Below are 19,000 nucleotides of genomic sequence, written 5' to 3'. Positions count from 1 at the left end.
TGCGCGTGGCGAGCTTCGCGCTATCTAGCTACACACGGCGCGGCCGCTTAGCCAGACTGCTGGGATGACTGAAGAAGCGGCGGCGATCCCCGAGCCCTGGTCGCCAGCACATCACCCGGAGGCCATCGCCGTCTCCGAGGCGCAGTGGTGGGTCTGGACACTCCGGCTGTGCGCGCGCCGCCTTGACGAGCGGGAGTCAGGTCTGTGGCTGCTTGACTCGCGGCAGATCGACGCCCGGCAGTTCGCGGTTGCCCTGCGCCAGGTCGAGTACGCCGCCAGCATGATGCTGAAGGGCACGCTGCTCGACTGCTGCCCAACAGCTCGGGCGGAACTAGAGGCCGCCAGGGAGCGCTTCTTGACCAAGGTCTCGGGTGCAATCGCAGCCCGAGACATCCTGATCCACTTTCATGACTACGCCCTGGGTGAAGGCAATCGTCAACGTGAGCAGAAGCGGCGAGACGGTGCAGTAGCCGCAGCCCGCGATCACTGGGGTGGAGGGTACGACCCAGCCACCGGCGAGTTCAGGCTCGGGCCACATCGCATCAACATCAAGCTGGCCTTGGAGGAAGCCGAGGTTCTCTTCGCCGCCATCTATATGGCGGCGAAGGCTTTTGACGACTACCAGGCTGCCCAGCGGGCAGCCGGCGCCTCATAGCCGGAGGGACTGTCGGGTGGACCATGGTTGGCCAGGCGTTATGCGCTCCCGGCAGGTATCGCCTGTCTGTCCAGCCTGCAGGCGAGAGACGGAAGCCAGAGCCACACGTGACGCTTGTGGACTCAGTGGCGACCACGACAGCCAGTAGGGGCGGCAGCCAGATGAGTGCCCGAGGTGGGGACGCCACGAACGGTAGCCCAGCACTTGCAGGGCGGGAGGTTGCGGGGCCCGCAATCCGGCCAGGTTGATGAGGATCACGCACATGCCGTCACGCTGTCACCACTGCCGAATTACTCTCAATAGGATCAAGGCGCTCCGCGCGGCGCGGGCCGGGGCGCGGCAAACGGCTCCTGCGGAGCCGCCGCCCCGGCGCAGGGCGCCGGGGCGGAAAGTCAGACGGCCCGAACCCCACGCCCCGCCCCGCGGGTCACCCCTGGGTTAGTGAAGTGGACCCGGTGACGAGTCCCGAAGGTTGACCGGGACCAGAATGACACGTCGCCCCTCCGGTCTCTTCCCACCTTGTGACGTGTCACCGCAGACCGGTCTGCGGTCGGCCAGAGCGAGTTGCCGAACGGATTCCTTCAGCCGCTCCCGGGGTCCGCGGTGGGGAAGGGGTGATGGTGAGGAAGGGGCGGAAGGGTGGGGTGGGGTTGGGGTTAGAGCTGCCTCCGGCGGGGGCCAGACGACTCCAGGATGGAATTGCCGAACGGTTGCGGTTGTGGGGTGGTTGGGGGTGGGATGCCATCCCGCCAGCCACCGACCCAGGCAAGCCGAGCAGACCAGGGCCAGGGCGACAAGGTCGTACGTCCGGTAGGGCGCTCCACCTTGTCGCCCTGGCCCTGGCCCGCTCCACGGAGTGTGGGTCGGCGGCAGACGGGATGGCGAGGATGAGCTGCGAACGAACAGATCGGCCCTTGCCGAGCGATGAACTACCAGGTCGGCATTTTGAATAGACGCCCATCCTGGCCCTCGTCGTGGAGTGTGATAACGACGTCTTCAGGTGAGAGCGTCTGAGGACCGGCACCGATGGGCAGAGGAAGGTCGCTGTCGAGAAGCGAGACAATTGGCTGGAGTCCGAGATCTGCATACTTTCTAAAGACGCCGACCAGCTTCTCCCGCTTACGGGGCTCTAACTGTTCCAATGCGCCATCGTGGTAAACGAAGCGAGGGAACGGGACATCTAGGTACGTTCGAAGAAATGCGAGGTCGAAGGCAATGCAGAGAAGCTTCTTATATGACGTTCCACGGTCGCCACTCGTTGCCGTTCCGGCACTTCCTATGAACTCAGCCGTGAAGTCAAGCCCTCCTTGGTTGTTCATCCTAATCGCAATGATCGCGTTCTGTCCCAGCACCTCATAGATAATTTCCGTGAAGTATCGGCGCAGCCGCGCGAATCGGCTTCCTTCGTTCCGGCTAATCTCGTCGATTTGAGTTTCGACGGCAGTCTCAAGATGGCCGAACTCCTCCGCCAAGGTTCGTTGCTGACGCCGCAGGTCCGTGAGTCTCGCGGCTGCGGTTCGCTTAGCCTCAAGGAACCCCAATTCACCCTGAAGGTCTGCCAGTTCAACCGAAAGGCTCTTGTATTTGTCAAGCGAGTCGGAATTCCTGAGGAATTCAAGAGACTGAGCGCGCCTCAGATTGAGCGTCTCAAGCTCCTTACGGATCTCTACGAGCCTCGCTTGGCCTTCGGCTAGCTGCTCCTGAAGTGCCTCGCGACGCTCCTCGGTGATCGCCCGATTAAATGCGATGAGCTGCTCATACTCTCTCTTGATCTGATCGCCCAGGAAGACCCCAGCTTGGCGGAACAGATCCTCGGCATCCTTTGGCCGGAAGAGTACTTGCTCTTCGTCTAATGACTCGGCAATTCGCTGTATAAGTTGATTGAGTCGATAACTCTCCTCATTCAGGGCAGCAATCTGCGACTCGGTTTGGTCGATCAATTCAGACGTTGCGCGGGTGTCCTCCTCTTGGAAGTTGAAGGAGGAAAGAGCAGCCGTCTTTGCATCGATGTCGCGTCTCTTGACCGAAATCAAGCCGTCGAGCACAGATGGATCGACATCCTCGCCGCTCCACTCGCGAGTCAGGGTGGCGAGATCGGATGTAGCTGCATTGAGTTCTTCCCTCTTCTGGTAGAGCTCAATAACTGGGCCCGACTCCATCCCAATTAGATGCGCCACGAAGGGCTTCCAGTCCTGGTGCTTGCCAGAGAACTTACCCAGTTGGAAAACGTCTAGGTAGTCTCGCTGTGACCTGATCAGATATCCGACTACCTTGCGAAAACCCCAAGGGCGGAGCGCGTCAATAGCCAGCATGCCGTCGAGAAGCATCTTGGCGCGATCGAACGGCAATGCAAGATGATCCCAATCCGGGGCATCAAGTGCCGTTATGTCCTCGATTGATGATTCACTCCGCTTAAAGTCGATCTTGGATCCTGGATCGACCGGACGCCCGATGGTTAGGTATCCACCACCGGGCAACTCAATCTCCAGGTAGAAGGTAAACGCTGCGAACAGAGACCTATGCTTGAAAAGAAAAAAGCTGTTGCTCTTGCCCTTCAGTAGGCAGTAGTCAATTAGTTCCGCTAGGGTGGACTTGCCGAGATTGTGCGTGTCCAGAAGTCTGTTTGCCGGCACGCGAATTTCGGCCAGCACGGCAGAGAGGCCTTCGTTGAAGGTTACCGGCGCAAAAACCTCTGGCCTGTTCGAATAGAGCCTCTGAAGTCTCATTATTTCCCCGCATATTCGAAAAGGTCGGCCGTGGCGCGATACTCCACCAAGCCAAGCAGGTACAGCAGATTCATTGCGGGAGTGAAGAGAAAGTCGGAGCCGCGAGACGCTTTATCTAGAACCGCCTTCAGGTCACCATAAGGCACTGCCCGCTTTCGTCTCAACTCGGCAAGCAGCACCGTCGAGGCGGCTAAGACCGTTTGGTCCGGGTGAGAATGCTTATTGGGCCTGAGCATCTGGAGTTTCCCCAATATCGCAGTGCCAGTACATATAAAAAATCATCGCACGAGTCAGCCGTCGATTTCGCGACAGAACTCCGTCTCTCTTGAAGAGGAAGTCGACAAGGTAGTTAAAGAGCCTATCGAATGACTGATAATCTCTGCGGCTCGCAACTATCTTGAGCTGAAATTCCTCGACGGCCCCTTCATATAGGCGTAGCGCGTCAGTGTTGGCCGGATCAGCCAAGAAGCGCCCGATCCTGTGTGTCTCATGGAGGTATCGGTTTTTGAGTAACTTCGCAAACTCGGGCGTCATGCCGTTAATCCGATTTTTTTCGTCATACGTGACACGATCGACCACGGGGGCATCGTCAGGTGGTGGCGTTGCCTCTAGCCCCTTCGCGATTTCGAGGATGACCTCAGCGAGCTCATAACTCGAAACGAGGAGTGGGCCGTCTATGGGGTCGATTCGAGCTCGGCGAAGAATATCCGGATGCGCATGAAGCGTATCATCGATATATTCCACTCCTGCAAGGAATATCCGGCTTCTAGCTAGGCCCGTTTCATTAGCCAGTCGGTCCGTGATGAGCGGAGCTGTCACGCCACCCAAACGTCGATTGCTGAACAAGATATAGTTATGTAGCTCGTCATCCGCTACCAGTTTCCGAATCCGTGGGATTTCCTCTGATAGCACGGAGCTTTCACCGGGCCCACTGAAGTCGCTGTCACTAAAGTGAGCATTGGTAGCGTTTGTGTGCTTGGCTTGGCCGATCGTGATTCGAATCCAAGGATCGGCCGTGCTTGGGAACCTAGCGGCGGTGCCGTCGAACCGCGCATCCCGTCCGCCGTCGGGTCCGGCCGCGAAGGACTGGACTCCCTCCCCGAAGAGCATCCGCATGCACTGCACTACCAGTCGTTCGAACTGGCTGTCGTCCAGATCCTCATACGGGTACCCCATCCTCCCAGGCTACCGGCCGGATAGAGCGGGCGCGATCCTACACATCCGCGCGCGGTCGTGTTTGGATCCTGCGGTCGAGCTGGTAGACGCACCGATCGCGCGCAGCGGTAAGCACGTTCCTCCAAAGTGTCCAGACCATGCCATCCGTACAGCCAAGCCTGCCGGCGGACGCGGTCCGGGGTTGACAGCAGGCGACACGGCGAACAGGTCAGCGGCAGCCGCCGACGCCGGCCGACAGAAGTCTTGATCTTTGCAAGGCAGGGGTAGTGCGCTTGCGGACTGCCCTGCGGGCGGCCTCCGGCCGTCCTCGGGCGTCCGCAGCGCCGTGCAGAGTGCTTGCAATGATCTTGAAGGGCCGCGCCGATGGACATCCCGGACGCGCAGGTGGCAGCGACAGTGGGCGGCTTGGCTGACTCGCCTTCCTAAACCGTGTGTCGCAGGTTCGAATCCTGCCGGGGGCACCTTGAAGATCAGGGAAAACGATCCGTGAGCTGGCAATACGCACGATGCTTGATCGGCAAGCGTGTGCAGCCGTAGGCCATTGAAAGCGGCTGGTTGTCGTAGGTCGCGGAATATTAGCGGTCGGCCGGCCCGTCGTTGGCGGCAAGGACAGGCGGGAAGCCGAGGATCTGGCGGGGGTAGTTCCGAGTAGGCGCGCGACCCTGCGGGCTTGGCCCAACCTGTACCGGTCGCGCCACTTGGGGGATCACCAGATCTTCAACAGCCGGGTTGTGAACCCTGCGAAAGCGAGGGCTGCCAGGCCGAAGTGGACGACGGCGCCGAGGTATCGGTCATCCGGACGGAGCGGCTCCCGATAGAAGCCCTCCGGAAAGGCCTCGGGCCTGCCCTCGTGCACGTCCTGCGGGCGTCGTCTCCACCTGAAGTGGGCGAGCAGGTGTACTGAACCCGTCATGGCGAGGGACACAACGGCTAGCAAAAGGAGCAAGGTCACCACGGGGTCTCTCCGGACACACGATCGAGTGTGCTTACGAAGGCTGAACCTGTCATGGCACCTCGTCTGCGTCGCGGGGGTGATGCTGAACCACAAACTAGCCAATGCGTCGGCGGTTCGACTCCTGCCGGACCGCCCCGGTTGGATCACGTCACGCACCGGCCAAGGTCTTCATCATCCGGTCGACCATCGTCCGGGCGGGTCCCTCGTCGGTGAAGTCGTAGGAGACCTCCCGCCCTTCGTCACCACCAAGGCGACCCCGCACCCGCCAGAGCCGACCGTCAAACAGCAGCCAGATGTCTCGCCGGGCCATCCGGCCCCAGCTCCCGTTCCACCAGCGACCACGTAACTCCACCAGCAGCAGCGCAGTCGAACGCTTGTTCGATCCGGCGGGCTGCCGGCGAAATGGTTCAAAGTTTCTGTACGTCTATCAAGTGCGCCACGAGGCGCGGGTTTTCCGGTTGGAGGTGCAAGACCTTCGATGCCCAGGTCATCGTAGTGGCTGGGTGAAGCTGGCGGCAGCCTGATACACGGGACGGTGGGGAGGGCGGCGGCCCTAGACGGGCCACACGCGCCGCCGTCTGGGCGCGCGTCCGACGCTCCGTTGCCGCTCCACGCCGGCCACGCAACACGACGCCGGGTCCGTCGGCGGCTGGCGGCCGGCGGGCGGGTTGCGGTTGGTGCGCCGCCGGCAGGGGCGCTCCGGCTCCAGAGGCGACGACCTCGGGGCTCCGCCCCGAACCCCGGCCCTCCTCGCAGATCCGCCAGCATGTTGAGTTGCGCGTGTGACTAGTCGCGCGTGAGTCCTGGCGGCAGGGCGTCTTCGTCGGTCCCGATCCGGCGAGCGTTGACCAGCGGATTGTCGTGCAGGGCGGTGATCAGTGTGGTGGTCCCGCCGATGTCGGTCCAGGTGTCGTCCCAGAGGGCGGAGACGAGCCAGGAGTGGTCTGCAGGGAAGAACAGATCGGGTAGCGATCCATTGCCGGCGCGCATGTGGCCGATTCGCCAGGTGAGGGCTTGTTCGGGTCCTGCTTTGACCAGCACGTAGGGCCAGTTCCAGTAGAGGGACACCTTCGGTGCGAGGGGGAAGACGGTGTTGTGGGCGCCCGTGTCGAGATAGCCCAGCCACCAGGGCTGGTCAGGGGTGTGCTGGGTGAGTACGTCGATCACAGCGTGTTCATGGGCTTGGATGCTCACGTCGTCGGGCGGGTAGAAGGTGGCGTAGGCGTCGAACACCGGTGGTATCGCTGCGGTGATCGAGAAGCCTTCCGTGGTTTTGCCAGCGATCCAGGCGATGTCGCCGGCCGTACCGATCCGCCAGTTTCGCCCGTCCTTGGTGACCTCCATGGAATCCATCATGATGGGATCGACCTGGGTCTTGCGGGGTCTCGCGTCCTGGGGCGCGAGGCCCGGTTCTGGTTCGGTCGACATGCCTGCTCCACTCCTCGGCTACCCGCTGGGCGCGCCATGGTCGGTATTCACGAGGCCGGGTCTGTAGGCCACCACTTCGACTACGCGCACAGCAGCCCGGCGTGCAATTAGCGTGCCATTGGGCGAGGACAACAGGGGCACGACCGTTGTCATGCCTGAGGTGGAGGATCCGGCCTACTTCGAACGCGTAAGCCAGCCGCGCGACGAGGTCGACCGTTGGGCGACCCGGGCTATGCAGTGCCTGGAGTTTGCCGAGGTCGATGAGACGATCTGGTGGGCCCTCGGGATGCTTTCCGGCATCGATCACCGCCCGTCGAATTCCGGCAGGGCGCCAGGCCGAACTGGGTACCATGGCGACTTCATTCTGTGACCAACCAATCGGGAGCAGGCCGAATGACAGGGATACCTCCCGCCCCGCTGCTGTCGATCCTCCTCCTGCTCGTGGTGCTTGCCCTTGACGTATGGGTTTACGCGGACGCCAAGAAGCGACTGAGTCACGGGGAGCGGGTTTCCGTCTCGCTCGGGTCTTTCCGGGTGGAGACTCCGGAGGCATGGTTCCTGGGCTGTCTGATCTTGTGGGTGGTGTTCTTCCCGCTCTACCTGACAGCCACCAGGCGGAATCCGTTCGGTCGCAGCAGCGGGGGACAACAGCAGCGCCGAGGATGACGACGGTCACCCGAGATCGGGACCCCAGCCGGTCGAGCCCGTCGTCTTACCGGGTGGGAGAGCAGGCATGGACGGGGCTGACGAGGGCGAGCTCGTACGCCGCGTCGCGTGACCCGCACCTGCGACCACTGCTTGGGCGTCGGTGAGGCGTTGCTCGTCGGAGCGCTGGGACCGATCCCCGCTGATCGTGTCGGCCCAGTCGAGCAGGCGGTGCAGGTGGGCGTCGGTGGTGGCGGTGACGGTGCCGGGGTCGCCGAGCATGATCTCTCCGCTGCTGCCGTCGAGCGTGAGAACGGTTCCCTCGGGCAGGACACGATCGCCGGCTCGTACGCACCGGGTCATGGGGTCGACGGTGAGTGCGGTCGCGCCCACGACCGCGGGTTTGCCCATGGCTCGCGCGACGATGGCCGCGTGGCTGGTGGGTCCGCCTCGGCTGGTGATGGTGCCGGTGGCGGCGGCCAGGCCGGGCAGGTCGAGCGGCGAGGTGGTGGGGCGTACGAGGATGACCGGGCCGTCGGCCGCCATGCGGACGGCTCGGTCCGCCGTGACGGCGATGCGGCCGGTGGCGACGCCGGGGCTGGCGGCCCGGCCCCGGGCGAGAATGTCGAAGCCGCCATCGCTGGGAATGTGCGGGGTGTGGGCGAGGCGGAGGTGGTGCGGTGAGACGCGCCGGAGCGCCGTACGGCGGTCGATGAGGTGTTCGTCGGCGAGGTCGACGGCGACGCGGATCGCGGCGCGACCGGTGAGGCCGCCGGCGCGCACCTGGAGCAGCCACAGTTGCCCACTGTCGAAGGTGAACTCGACGTGGCAGGCGTCGCGGTGGTGCTGTTCGATCCGGTGCAGGGCGGCCCGTAGGTCGCCCCAGACCGCCGGTGCCCGGTGGGCGAGTTCGGCCAGCGGTCGGGTGGTCGACTCTCCGGAGACGACGTCGTCGCCTTGCCGGCCGAACAGCACGTCACCGTAGGGCGTCTGCTTCCCGGTGTCGGGGTCGCGGCTGAAGGCGACTCCGCTTCCGCTGTGCCGGTCGCGGTTGCCGAAGACCATGGCCTGCACGATCACGGCGGTACCGAGGTCGTGCGGGATGCCGTGCAGCTCCCGGTAGCTGGTGGCGCGCGGAGTGCGCCACGACGAGAAGACGGTTTCCACCGCCGTGCGCAGCTGGCCCATGGTGTCCTCGGCGCCTGTCGGGGCGAGCCCGAGATTGAGGATGGTGCTCATCATGCCGGGCATGGACACGGCGGCTCCGGAACGCACCGAGACCGCCAGCGGGCGGTCGCGGTCGCCGAGGCGGCGTCCGGTGGCGGCTTCGAGGCCCCGGACGGCCGAGGCCAACTCGGCGTCGAGGGCTTCCGGGAACCGCCCGTCCTTCAGGAAGGCGCGGCCGGCGCGGGTGTCGATGACGAAGCCCGGCGGCACCGGCAGGCCCAGCCGCCGCAGTACGAGCAGGCCGTGTGCCTTCGCGCCGAGCAGGTCCGCCGACCCGTCGACGTCGGTGGCGAGGGGATGGACGTACGTCATCGGGATCGCGCTCACCGGCGGGGCAGGCCGAGGGTGGCGAGGAGGTCTTCGTGCAGCTGGAACCAGATGGTGTGGTAGGAGTCCATGTGGTCGGTCAGGTGCTCCAGCGCGCCGGACCGGGCCCGGTCGAGCGCCGTGGTGAGCCGGGCCCGGTAGCGCGCGAATCGGGGCAGCGCCGCGGCCAGGTCGGCGCAGACGAGGTCGGCCCGCCCGTCGAGGTCGACGAATCGGTCCAGGACCCGAGCGTCGTACGCGCTGTCGGAGTGGTCGTTGGGCACCGTGGCTCCGTCCAGGGGGCGCAGGTGCCACGCGGAGCAGAGATCCAGCAGTTCCGGGTTCAGCACCATGAATTTTTCGTACGCCGCGGACACCGCGCCCCGGGTGCCGGCCGTGGTCAACTCCTCGGCGGTCCACCGGGCGTCCTCGGCCCGGCCCGCCTCGGTGAGGCCCCACGCGCCGAACTCTCCGGTGGAGCGGGTCGCCCACCCGGCCACGGCGAGATCGATCAGGTGGGATTCCGCGTCCGCCTCGGAAATCCCGGCCGCGTCGGCCACCCGGGACAGTTCCGCGAAGCCGATGCAGCGCAGCGTGTGCAGCACGATCGGCGCGCTGGAGTTCGTCATCGATTCTCCGACTCGGGTCGCGGCTCGGTCGAAGCGAGGGCGGTCGCCGCCGCGTAGGCAGCGCCCCGGCCGTGGGCTCGGGCCACGATCTGGCCGGCTCGCAGGCGTACCGCGGCTTCGGTCTGCTCGGCGGCTTCGACGCCGAGGGCGGCCGCCAGCGCGGCCTGGTCGTCGAGGACGAGGCGCAGGGCCGGCGTGAACGCCGGACCGAAGACCCGACGCAGGCAGGCGACGGTATCCATGATCCGCAGCCGGACGAGTGCGCCGCTCTCGGCCGGGTCTGTCGTCACGACCGTCACCGTGACGGTATCGCCGGGGCGGGCGGCGCGGACCGCTTCCTCGGCCGCGCTGAGCCGGCCGGTGCCGAGGACGACGACCAGACCGTCCTGGTCCAGATGCGTGGGACGGCCGGTGATCTCGTCGAGCAGCCCCACGGGCGGCGTCCAGGTGTCGCGGCACGCGGACGCGGCAGCGACGTAGGGCAGGTGGGGCGGATCCCAGGTGTCGTCCCCGTCGAGATCGGCAAGGTGCCGGCAGGCGCGCGCCACGTCGAACGGGTCGCCGAAGCCGGGTGCCGTCTGGGCGAGGTGACCCGCCCCGTTCAGCAACGTCAGGATCAACTCGGCCAGGCGTACCCGTCGGCCCGCGTTCCGGGCTCGGCAGGATTCCAGCGCGATGGCCAGCAGCAGGCTCTCCAGCCTCGTCACCTCGGCCAGGGCGGTGCGCCCGGGTTCGTCGTCGAAGACGCCGGTCAGGCAGAGGGATCCCAGCTTGCCGGCGGTGGGTGCGTCGCCGGTCAGGGGTAGCCGTTCGAGCCAGACCCGCGCGAACGCCTCCGCGCCCCCTGCCAGGTCGACCGGCTCGGCGGGGACGGTGCCGGGCGTTGCCCGGCCGGGCAGCGAGTCGAGCAGGACCGCCAGGTAGAGCGATCGCTTGCTGGGGAAGTTCGAGTAGACGGCGCCGCGGGTCAGTTCGGCGCGAGCGGCGATGCGGTCGACCTTGGCCTCGGCATAGCCGTGCTCGGCGAACTCCTCGACGGCGGCCGCGAGCACGGCAGCACGGGTGCGCTTCTGCTGTTGCGTTCGGGTCAGCCGAACCATCGGGTCCTTCTCACGGGAAGCACCCCGAAAGCATACGCCCATCATCTGGATGTCGTGAACATCTGGAGTTTCGAACGGCTGACGCGGAGGTGTCGACACGGTGGCGCAGGCCGTGTGACATGCGGTTGCATCGGGCACAGTAGATGCATGGCTGACGTGCCGGATGTTGCCGGTTCCACCGGGGAGTCCGCTGGCGGCGCTCCGGCGCGGGTCCGGGTCGCGATGGTCGCCGATCCGGGCCTGCTGCGGACGGTCCTGGTCGCGCTCCTCGACGCCACACCCGACTTCGTCATGGCGGGGGAGGTCGACCCGGACGGGGACGTGGAGCGCGTCCTCGCGGCCCGGCGACCCGACCTGTTGCTGATCGACTTCGACGCGGTGGGCGCGACCTCGGCGTCGGCGGACGCGTTCGATGTCGACGGTTGTGCCGTGGTGGCGTTGACCGCCCGCCGTACCGTTCGGACGCTGCGGCAGGCGCTCGGGGCCCGGGTGCGGGGGGTGGTCGCCAAGGATGTCCCGCCCGAGGAGATGCTCGATCTGCTCCGGGCAGTCGCCCGTGGGCAGCGGATGATCGACCCGCTGACGGCGCTCGCCGCCCTCGACGCCGCGGTGAACCCGCTGAGCGAGCGGGAGCGCCAGGTCGCGGTCGCCGCGGCGGAAGGGCTGCGGACCAGGGAGATCGCGGCGCGGCTCTACCTGTCTCCGGGTACGGTGCGCAACCATCTGTCGATGCTGCTGCGCAAGACCGGCGCGCGGAACCGCTGGGAGGCGGTCCAGCGGGCCCGGGACGCCTGCTGGATCTGAGAAGAGGACATCCACCTCCGGCGTGCCGGGCTGCGACACGCACACCCCGTCTATCGGGCAGGCGCAACTTTCAATAAGCTAGTTCGACCGTGCGTCATTGTTCACGTACGCCACGTCAGGGTCGGGGGCATGTTGGGGAGTCGCCATGGTCCGCACGCTGCTCGCGCTGAAGGGTGGGCTGCTCCGGGGGGCCCTCGCCCGTCTGCTCGCGGCTGAGCACGGCATCGACGTCATCGGGGAGGCGGACACGGCGCACGCCCTCCGTACCGCGCTCCGGGACGAACGCCCCGACGTCGCGGTCATCGACGCCGACCTCGTGCCGCTGCACGAGCTGACCGACATCGCAGACGCCCGACCGGAAAGCGCGTCCGCCGATGACCGGCGCGGATGGCTGCTGGTCCTGCTCGAACAGCGGCGGGCCGCCCGCGTCCCCCCGGTGCTCGCCGAGCACGGTCAACGGATCGGCTTCCTGAGCCGGGACGTGGCCCCGGGACACATCGCCGAGGGGGTACGCCGACTCGCCCGCGGTCAGGTGGTGCTGGACCCGGACCTGGTGGTGGCGGCGCTCGAGGTCACCGACAGTCCACTCACCCTCCGGGAACGGGAGGTGCTGGACATCGCCGCCGAGGGCGATCCGGTCCGGGAGATCGCCGAGAAACTGGTGCTGTCGCCCGGCACGGTGCGCAACCACCTTTCCCGAGTCATGGCGAAGACCGGGGCGCGGACCCGGTTGGAAGCGGTGCGGATCGCCCGCGAGTCGGGGTGGATCTGACCGGTTGCGTTCCGGCCGCCCAGTAGCCGACCAACTCCCGGTACGCGACCGACCGGGCCAGCAGCCCCTGGTGGCTGTCCAGGTGCGCCCGCCGGCCGTCGAGCAGCAGCACCCGGCGGGCGCGCAGCGCCGAACTGACCCGGTGCGCGATGACCAGGAGCGTGCCGGGCCGCTCGGCGAAGGCCGTCTCCAGCCGTGCCTCCGCCGCCGGGTCCAGGTGGCAGGTGGCCTCGTCGAGGATCACCACGGGCGCCGGGGCGAGCCAGGCGCGCAGTAGCGCCACCTGCTGGCGTTCCCCGGCGGAGAGTCCGTCCGGGTGCAGCGTGGCCTCCAGGCCGCCCAACCGTTCCACCAGCCCGGAGAGCCCGAGTCGCGCGGCGGCAAGGATGATCGCCCGGTCCGTCAGGTCGGGGCGCAGGTAACGGAGGTTGTCCCGGACCGTGCCGGTGAAGACGTACGCCTCCTGCGGGATCAGCACCCGGCGGCGGGCCAGGTCGGCGGGGCTCGCGCCGGCCACCTGCCGGCCGCCGATGTGGACCGTCCCGGACTGCGGGCGCAGCACCCCGGCGATCAGACCGGCCAGGGTGGACTTGCCGACCCCGCTCGCCCCGACGATCACCAGGTGGTCGCCCTCCGGCAGGTCGAGGTCGAAGTCATCGAGCACCGGGTCCGCGTGCGGCCCGTACCGGAAGGTCACCGCGCGCAGGGACAGCGCGGAAGCCGCCGATAGCGCGGCCCGAGCCGTCTCGGCCGCCTCGGTGGCGGGATCGACCGAGACGGCCGGATCGACCGCGACGACCGGGTCGGCCATTGCGGCCGGTGCGCTGGTGCGCAGCAGCCGGTCGAGGGTGACGGTGAACCGGAGTCCTCCGGCGGCGATGCCCTGCACGAGGGTGTGCAGCGCGGGCTGCACCCCGCGGACGACGTACACCAGGGCACCGAGCAGGGCGCCCGGCCCGAGGCCCTGCCGGACCAGCCAGGGAGCGGCGAGGAGCACCACCGGCACCGGCAGCCAGCCCCCGACGGCCAGGCTCAAGCCACGGGTGGCGGCCATGGTGGCCAGCCGGCGCTCCACCCGCGCCTGGGCGTCGATGTGGCCGCCGACCCAGCGGGTCACCTGCTCCCGGGCGCCGCTGACCGTGACGTCGCGATGGCCGGCGAGGGCGGCGACGGCTACCTGGCCGAGTCGTTCGTCGCTGCGTACGTACTCCCGCTGCCGGGCGATCATCGCCGGCAGCGCCGCCGCGAACAGCCCCAGCCCAGCCAGCACCGGCACCGCCACCAGCAGCGCCACCGGCGCGGCCAGGGAGAACAGGCCGATGAGGGCGGCCCCCGCGGCGAAGAGGAAGCCGCGGACCACCATGAGCAGCCCGGCCCAGGTGTCGCGCACCATCTCCACCTGATGCGTCAGGCGGGCGACCGCCGCGTCGTCGACCCGGCCGCCGGTCGCGCCGGCCAGCGCGCCCGCCGTCACCCGCCGCAGCAGGTCGTCGCGGAACGGTTCCACCAGGTCGCCGAGGCAGGCGTACGTCCGGTTGGTGCCGACCGCGCCGACGAGCACGGCGATCCCGAGCAGGGCCAGCCAGAGCAGCCCGATCGCCGGCCGGCCGGCCAGGAAACCGTCGTCCACGGCACGCGCGGTGAGCAGCCCGACCAGCGCCGCCGGCAACACCTCGGCCAGTGACCAGGCCGCGAGCCGCGCCAGTGCCGCCCGCTGCGCTCGTAGCGTGGCCCGGGTGAACGCACCGACCGATGTCACGACTGGAACACCGCCCGGTAGTCCGGGTCGTTCCAGAGCACGTCGTGCCGCCCGACGGCCCGGATCCGGCCGGCGTCCATCCAGGCCACCAGATCGGCGCGCGCTGCCGTGCCGACGCGGTGGCTGACCACGATCCGGGTACGCCGGTCGGACCGGTCGGTCAGCGCTCGGATCACCCGGTACTCGGTCACCGTGTCCAGGCTCGACGTGGCGTCATCGAGGACCAGCAGCCGCTCGGCCCGCAGGGCACGGGCCAGCCCCAGCCGCTGCCGCTCCCCGCCGGACATGGCGACCTCGGCCAACGGTGTGTCATACCGGTCGGGCAGCCGCTCGACGAACTCGTGAATGGCCGCCGCCCGGGCCAGCGGCACCGGGTCCACGCCGCAACCCACCGCACCGCCCACCGTCTCGGCGACCAGCACCGGTCGCTCGAAGCCGTAACCGACCGCCGTGTGCAGGGCCGCCTCGGTCAGCTCGGGCAGCGGCACCCCGTCCAGGCGTACCGCGCCACGGTCCGGGTCGCGCAGCCGGCCGGCGATGGCCGCGAGCAGCGACTTGCCGGCGCCGGAGGGGCCGACGACGACGAGCAGCGCGCCGCCGGGCACCCGCAGGTCGATCCGGTCGAGCAGCCACCGCCCGTCGGCACTACGTACGCCCACGTCTTGCAGCTCAAGGTAACCGGGTCCCGGAGGCAGCGTCCGGTGGCCGTGGGGGCGGACCGGTTCGGCAAGCACCTCGGCGGCCCGGCGGCTGCCGGCGCGCACCTGCACGGCCTGGTTGAGGGCGCTGACCACGGTGCCCAGGCCGGCGCCGAGCGCGGCGTACTGGAGTGCGGCCAGCAGGTCTCCGGGGGTCAGCCGGCCGGCGGCCAGCGACAGCCCACCGACGGCGACGATCCCAAGTTGCAGCAGCGGGCTGAGCACGGCCCCGCGGGTGGCCGCCGTGGCCAGCACGGCCCAGGTGCGCCGACCGTGCCGGTGCAGCTCCGTGACCGGGGTGAGGATCCGGTCGGTCTCCCGGTCCGTGGTGCCGGCGGCGGCGATGGTCCGTGCCCCGGCCAGCGCCTCCACCAGCAGGCCGGCGAGCCTGCCCTGCGCGCGCTGGTAGCCGGCGACGGCGGCGGAGGCGTCGGTGACGAAGCCGCGTAGCAGGACGCCGAGCAGCAGCAGCCCGACGACGAAGGTCAGACCGAGCCACGGGTCGATCAGGGCGAGCGCGACGAGGCTGCCCAGCGGCGGCAGCAGCACCGTGCCGGCCAGCACGAGCGTCGGCGCCGCCTGTCCCGCGTCGGTGACCTGACCGACCAGCCGGCCCGCCAGGTCGCCCACCGGATGGCGGGCCGCGGTGCGCGGGTCGAGGGCGAGGAGGTGCCGGATCAGCGTGTGGCGCAGGTCGGCCACGGACCGTGCGCCGGCCGCGCCGGTGCCGTAGTCGCCGACCGCGTCGGTGCCGACCAGGACGAGGACGAGGCCGACCACCACGGCCAGCCACCGACGGTCCGGGTCGCCGGTGCCGCCGACGGCGGCGTCGACGGCCCGGCCCAGGGCGGCCGGCAGAGTGAGCTGCGCGGCCACCCCGACCAGGCTCACCGCGGCCAGCGCCGGGGTCCACCAGCCGGCCGACCGCACGGCCCGCCACAGCAGCCGGTCCGGCTGCACGGGCCGCGGCCCCGGGCCGGCGTGAGCCGGTCCGGGGCCAGGAGCGGTGATCGTCACTTGCAGGTGGTGACGCTCAGCGAGCTGTCGCCGCAGAGCAGCAGGCTGGCCCGGCTGCCACCGCCGTAGTTCTCGGTGGGCGGCAGTTCCATTCCCTGGAGGTCGAGCAGAGCCATGACGTTCTCCTTCTCACTTGACGGTCGGATCGCGAGGTGGCCGTCGGAATCGACGGCCGTCGGTCACTTGCAGGTGGTGACGCTCAGCGAGCTGTCGCCGCAGAGCAGCAGGCTGGCCTGGCTGCCGCCGCCGTAGTTCTCGGTGGTCGGCAGCTCCATCCCCTGGAGGTCGAGCAGAGCCATGTCGGTGCACCTCCTCTCGGGCATCGTCGGGTCGGGGTCGCCCCGGGGTGACCCGGGGAGTTCGGTGGGCCGGTCAGTCGCCGGCCAGGGCAGCGCCGGGCGTGGGCGCCGCCGCAGGCATTGGAGTCAGGAACGGCAGGTGGACGGGGTGCTCCGGCCGGGTGGCCGCGATGGCGGCCAGTACGCCGGCGGTGCCGGTGGCCAGGTCCATGGAGAGCCGCAGCAGTTGGTCGCCGGGGAACGCGGTCACCCCCCGGTACGGCAGGGCATGCCAGGCGAGTAGCCGGGCCTGCCGGTGGGCCGCGTCGAGTTCGCCCCGTTCGGCCAGGTAGGCCACCATGCCCGCGCGTCCGGCGAAGAGCCCGGACTGGGCGTAGAACGGGAAGTCGGCGCAGCGGCGGATCGCGGTGGCCGACTCGTGCAGCTCGTCGTCGGGGCGGTGCCGCAGGTACTGGTCGAGCACCATGCCGATGCCGACGCTGCCCTCGGCGAGGTACGGCATGGTCCGCCAGCCCTCGTTGACCTCCAGGTGGCCGCTGTCGCGTCGCACGCACCGGCGCAGGTCCTGGCGCAGCGCGGTGGCGGCGTGGTCGAGCAGCGCCGGGTCGGGGTCGAGGTCGTACCGGCGCAGCAGCATCAGTGCCACCCCGGCGCCGCCGCGGAGCAGACCGGCGTACGGGTGGGCGCCCCCGCTCACCTCGGCGACCGAGTCGACGTCGCCGAGCCGGTCCACGACCAGGTCGACCGCCCGCCGGGCGGCGTCGGCGTACCGGGTGTCGCCGGTCGTCCCGGCGAAGTGGGTCAGGTTCAGCGCGACGCCGGACAAGCCGCTCATCAGGTCGGCACCGAGGCCCGCCCATGGCTCGTCGAGGCAGCGGTCGAGCAGGCGCAGCGCCTCGGCCGGGTGCCCGAGCCGGTCCAGCACGTACGCGATGCCGTGCAGCCCGTCGTAGAAGCCGAGCCGGCTGCCCGACGCGGGCTCGCGTACCCGGTCGACGAGCCAGTGTTCGTGGGCGGGATCGATGGCCACGCCGCTGGCGTGCAGCGCCCAGAGCACCCCGGCCGCCCCGTGGGCCAGGTTCAGCCCGCCGTCGCTGCCGGCGAACTGGCGGATGTCGCCGGGGTAGAGCCGGTCCTCGCGGTGCGGGGTGGCGGCGGTGGTGATCGCGGTGGCCAGCCGCTCGCGCAGTCCCGGCCAGTCGTCCGGCTCGATCCGGACGGCGTCGGGGGTCCGGCGGCGGGTGGGTGCGGTGTCGCCGAGGATCACGGCGACCGACTCATCGAACGGCTCGCGGGGGACGGGGAACTGCTCCACCACCAGGTCGGCCAGGTGGGCCACCTTCTCCGGGGCCAACCGCAGCATCGCGGTCAGCGGCAGGAAGAGGGCCAGGCGCAGGCAGGCCAGGGCGTACCGGTCGACGTCCGGGCCGGTCCGGTCCCGGGGGGCGGCGAAGGCCTGGTTGCGCAGCGCCGGGCGGGCGTCGGCGTCGGCGTCGGTGGCCACCTCGAAGTCGATCAGGGTCACCTGCCCGTCCTCGCCGACCATGATGTTGAACATGTGCAGGTCGCCGTAGACCACGCCGTGGGCGTGGATGGCCTCCACCGCCTCGGCGACCTGCCGGTGCACGTCGAGGGCCCACCGGGTGTACGCGGCGCGGTCGGCGTCGAGGTGGACCAGCGGGTACCGCTCGACGACCACCTTGTTGAGCGGACGGCCGGCGACGTACGCCAGGGCCAGGAACTCGTGCCCGCCGAAGCTGAACTCGTCGTGGACCCGTACCACGTGCGGCACGTCCGCGAGGCGGTGCAGCACCTCGGCCTCCCGGCGCAGCCGGCTCACCGCGTCGGCGCCGGTGGCGTCGAGCCCGGCGTGCGGGCGGGCCTCCTTCAGCACCACCCGGTCACCGGTGCGGGTGTCCCGGGCCTCGTAGAGGCCACCGCCGTTCGAGAAGTGGATCACCTTCTCGATCCGGTAGGGCAGGTCGGTGGTGCTGGCGGCGTTGCGGGCGGCCAGGTGCGGGGTGAGGAAGTCGGGGAGGGTGACCCAGTCTGGGACGTGGAACACCGGGTCCCGGCGGTCGGGGACCAGGGCGCCGGTGGCGTCCTCGATCGCGGGCACCACCTGACCGTCGGGGGAAAGGCAGTACCGGGCGGCGAAGCCGCCGTAGCGCAGGTAGACCGGGCCGTCGCCGTACCGCAGGTCGCTGAGGATGTACGGCCCCGGCTCGCCGTCGAGCAGCGCGGCCAGCTCCTTGGCGGTCAGCTCCAGCTCGGCGTCGTCGCGGGGGTAGACGGTGATGAACTTGCCGCTGCTGCCCCGGCGGGCGTACTTGCTGTTGCGCATGAGCAGCAGCTGCGGCCCGCGCAGGTGCTTGAACGGAATTCCTCGGGGCTGGCAGTAGTCCATCACCCGGGCCAGCACACGCTCGGCGTTGTCCAACCGGGCCGACACGTGGATCTTCCAGCCCTGCTCGGGGAGGAAGCCGTCGACCGGTGCGTGGACCAACCAGTCGTCCTTGACCTCGCGCTCCCATCCGGGCGCCGCCGGCCGGTTCGCGGCGTAGCCGGGCGTCTCGGTGTCCGCACTGGCGAGCGAATCGTAGAAGAGCGGGTCCACCGCGCAGTACGAGTCGTACCGTTCGTCCATGTCGGCTGCCTCCACCGGCTGATCGGTTGACGTCAATCCTGCGGGCGGCCGAGGGATGGGCAAAGTGCGATCAGTCATGAAGGAGCGGTGATTTTCGCACTGCGAATTCGTGACAACAGCGGAGTTTGAACTGCCGAACACCACGTCACCAGTCGCG

At 68.8% G+C, this 19,000-nt stretch carries 17 protein-coding genes; 4 read left to right on the top strand and 13 right to left on the bottom strand.

Features of this window, described 5'->3' with window-relative positions; all coding sequences use genetic code 11:
• The first annotated feature begins 64 nt into the window (after window positions 1-64).
• Window positions 65-655: a hypothetical protein gene (locus IEY61_RS04460; RefSeq protein WP_189040945.1), complete on the top strand. Its 591-nt coding sequence runs from the start codon at window positions 65-67 to the stop codon at window positions 653-655.
• A gap of 929 nt (window positions 656-1,584) precedes the next feature.
• Here the strand turns inward: IEY61_RS04460 and IEY61_RS04455 are convergent.
• The 5 genes from IEY61_RS04455 to IEY61_RS04440 all read right to left on the bottom strand — a co-directional run bounded on the left by IEY61_RS04455 (window position 1,585) and on the right by IEY61_RS04440 (window position 6,940).
• Window positions 1,585-3,381, bottom strand: coding sequence for a DUF2326 domain-containing protein (locus tag IEY61_RS04455; protein WP_189040944.1), 1,797 nt, complete (start codon window positions 3,379-3,381; stop codon window positions 1,585-1,587).
• Window positions 3,381-3,617 carry an ABC-three component system middle component 8 gene (locus tag IEY61_RS31930; protein WP_308424547.1) on the bottom strand — a complete coding sequence of 79 codons (237 nt, stop codon included), beginning with the start codon at window positions 3,615-3,617 and terminating at the stop codon, window positions 3,381-3,383. The genes IEY61_RS04455 and IEY61_RS31930 overlap by 1 nt, the downstream gene beginning before the upstream one ends.
• Window positions 3,601-4,557, bottom strand: a complete 957-nt coding sequence (locus tag IEY61_RS04450; RefSeq protein ID WP_189040943.1) for an ABC-three component system protein — start codon at window positions 4,555-4,557, stop codon at window positions 3,601-3,603. The genes IEY61_RS31930 and IEY61_RS04450 overlap by 17 nt, the downstream gene beginning before the upstream one ends.
• A gap of 1,103 nt (window positions 4,558-5,660) precedes the next feature.
• The gene (locus tag IEY61_RS04445) at window positions 5,661-5,864 is read right to left on the bottom strand and encodes a hypothetical protein (RefSeq protein WP_189040942.1); all 204 of its coding nucleotides are present in this window, start codon (window positions 5,862-5,864) and stop codon (window positions 5,661-5,663) included.
• 434 nt (window positions 5,865-6,298) lie between these two features.
• Window positions 6,299-6,940: a hypothetical protein gene (locus IEY61_RS04440; protein ID WP_229705679.1), complete on the bottom strand. Its 642-nt coding sequence runs from the start codon at window positions 6,938-6,940 to the stop codon at window positions 6,299-6,301.
• 151 nt (window positions 6,941-7,091) lie between these two features.
• Here IEY61_RS04440 and IEY61_RS04435 point away from each other — a divergent pair, with 151 nt between their 5' ends.
• Complete coding sequence (locus IEY61_RS04435) at window positions 7,092-7,310, top strand: hypothetical protein (protein ID WP_189041237.1); 219 nt, start codon at window positions 7,092-7,094, stop codon at window positions 7,308-7,310.
• 302 nt (window positions 7,311-7,612) lie between these two features.
• On the opposite strand, the gene IEY61_RS04430 is transcribed toward IEY61_RS04435, so the two are convergent.
• Genes IEY61_RS04430 through IEY61_RS04420 form a run of 3 tightly spaced genes read right to left on the bottom strand, consistent with a single transcriptional unit; the run spans window position 7,613 to window position 10,847 of the window.
• Complete coding sequence (locus IEY61_RS04430) at window positions 7,613-9,139, bottom strand: PEP/pyruvate-binding domain-containing protein (RefSeq protein ID WP_229705678.1); 1,527 nt, start codon at window positions 9,137-9,139, stop codon at window positions 7,613-7,615.
• Window positions 9,136-9,747: a transcriptional regulator gene (locus tag IEY61_RS04425; protein ID WP_189040941.1), complete on the bottom strand. Its 612-nt coding sequence runs from the start codon at window positions 9,745-9,747 to the stop codon at window positions 9,136-9,138. Before IEY61_RS04425 ends, IEY61_RS04430 begins: the two co-directional genes overlap by 4 nt.
• Window positions 9,744-10,847 (bottom strand): TetR/AcrR family transcriptional regulator, encoded by a 1,104-nt coding sequence (locus IEY61_RS04420; protein ID WP_189040940.1) that lies wholly within the window; start codon window positions 10,845-10,847, stop codon window positions 9,744-9,746. The genes IEY61_RS04425 and IEY61_RS04420 overlap by 4 nt, the downstream gene beginning before the upstream one ends.
• 147 nt (window positions 10,848-10,994) lie before the next feature.
• On the opposite strand from IEY61_RS04420, the gene IEY61_RS04415 reads away from it, so the two are divergent.
• Both IEY61_RS04415 and IEY61_RS04410 read left to right on the top strand, forming a co-directional pair.
• Window positions 10,995-11,651 (top strand): response regulator transcription factor, encoded by a 657-nt coding sequence (locus IEY61_RS04415; protein ID WP_189040939.1) that lies wholly within the window; start codon window positions 10,995-10,997, stop codon window positions 11,649-11,651.
• A 145-nt stretch (window positions 11,652-11,796) separates the two neighbouring features.
• Window positions 11,797-12,423, top strand: a complete 627-nt coding sequence (locus IEY61_RS04410) for a helix-turn-helix transcriptional regulator (protein ID WP_189040938.1) — start codon at window positions 11,797-11,799, stop codon at window positions 12,421-12,423.
• On the opposite strand, the gene IEY61_RS04405 is transcribed toward IEY61_RS04410, so the two are convergent.
• The 5 genes from IEY61_RS04405 to lanKC all read right to left on the bottom strand — a co-directional run bounded on the left by IEY61_RS04405 (window position 12,353) and on the right by lanKC (window position 18,843).
• Window positions 12,353-14,182 (bottom strand): ATP-binding cassette domain-containing protein, encoded by a 1,830-nt coding sequence (locus tag IEY61_RS04405; RefSeq protein WP_189040937.1) that lies wholly within the window; start codon window positions 14,180-14,182, stop codon window positions 12,353-12,355. The two genes, IEY61_RS04410 and IEY61_RS04405, sit on opposite strands and share 71 nt — an antisense overlap.
• The gene (locus IEY61_RS04400; protein ID WP_189040936.1) at window positions 14,179-15,840 is read right to left on the bottom strand and encodes an ABC transporter ATP-binding protein; all 1,662 of its coding nucleotides are present in this window, start codon (window positions 15,838-15,840) and stop codon (window positions 14,179-14,181) included. The genes IEY61_RS04405 and IEY61_RS04400 overlap by 4 nt, the downstream gene beginning before the upstream one ends.
• 53 nt (window positions 15,841-15,893) lie before the next feature.
• Complete coding sequence (locus IEY61_RS04395) at window positions 15,894-16,013, bottom strand: SapB/AmfS family lanthipeptide (protein ID WP_189040935.1); 120 nt, start codon at window positions 16,011-16,013, stop codon at window positions 15,894-15,896.
• A gap of 63 nt (window positions 16,014-16,076) precedes the next feature.
• Window positions 16,077-16,196 (bottom strand): SapB/AmfS family lanthipeptide, encoded by a 120-nt coding sequence (locus IEY61_RS04390; protein ID WP_189040934.1) that lies wholly within the window; start codon window positions 16,194-16,196, stop codon window positions 16,077-16,079.
• A gap of 73 nt (window positions 16,197-16,269) precedes the next feature.
• Window positions 16,270-18,843 (bottom strand): class III lanthionine synthetase LanKC, encoded by a 2,574-nt coding sequence (gene lanKC / locus IEY61_RS04385; protein ID WP_189040933.1) that lies wholly within the window; start codon window positions 18,841-18,843, stop codon window positions 16,270-16,272.
• Window positions 18,844-19,000: the final 157 nt, after the last annotated feature.

Source organism: Micromonospora sonchi (assembly GCF_014646235.1).
Taxonomy (GTDB): domain Bacteria; phylum Actinomycetota; class Actinomycetes; order Mycobacteriales; family Micromonosporaceae; genus Micromonospora; species Micromonospora sonchi.
Note: the sequence above shows the minus strand (reverse complement) of the source record. Positions and strands in the feature narration are given on the sequence as shown.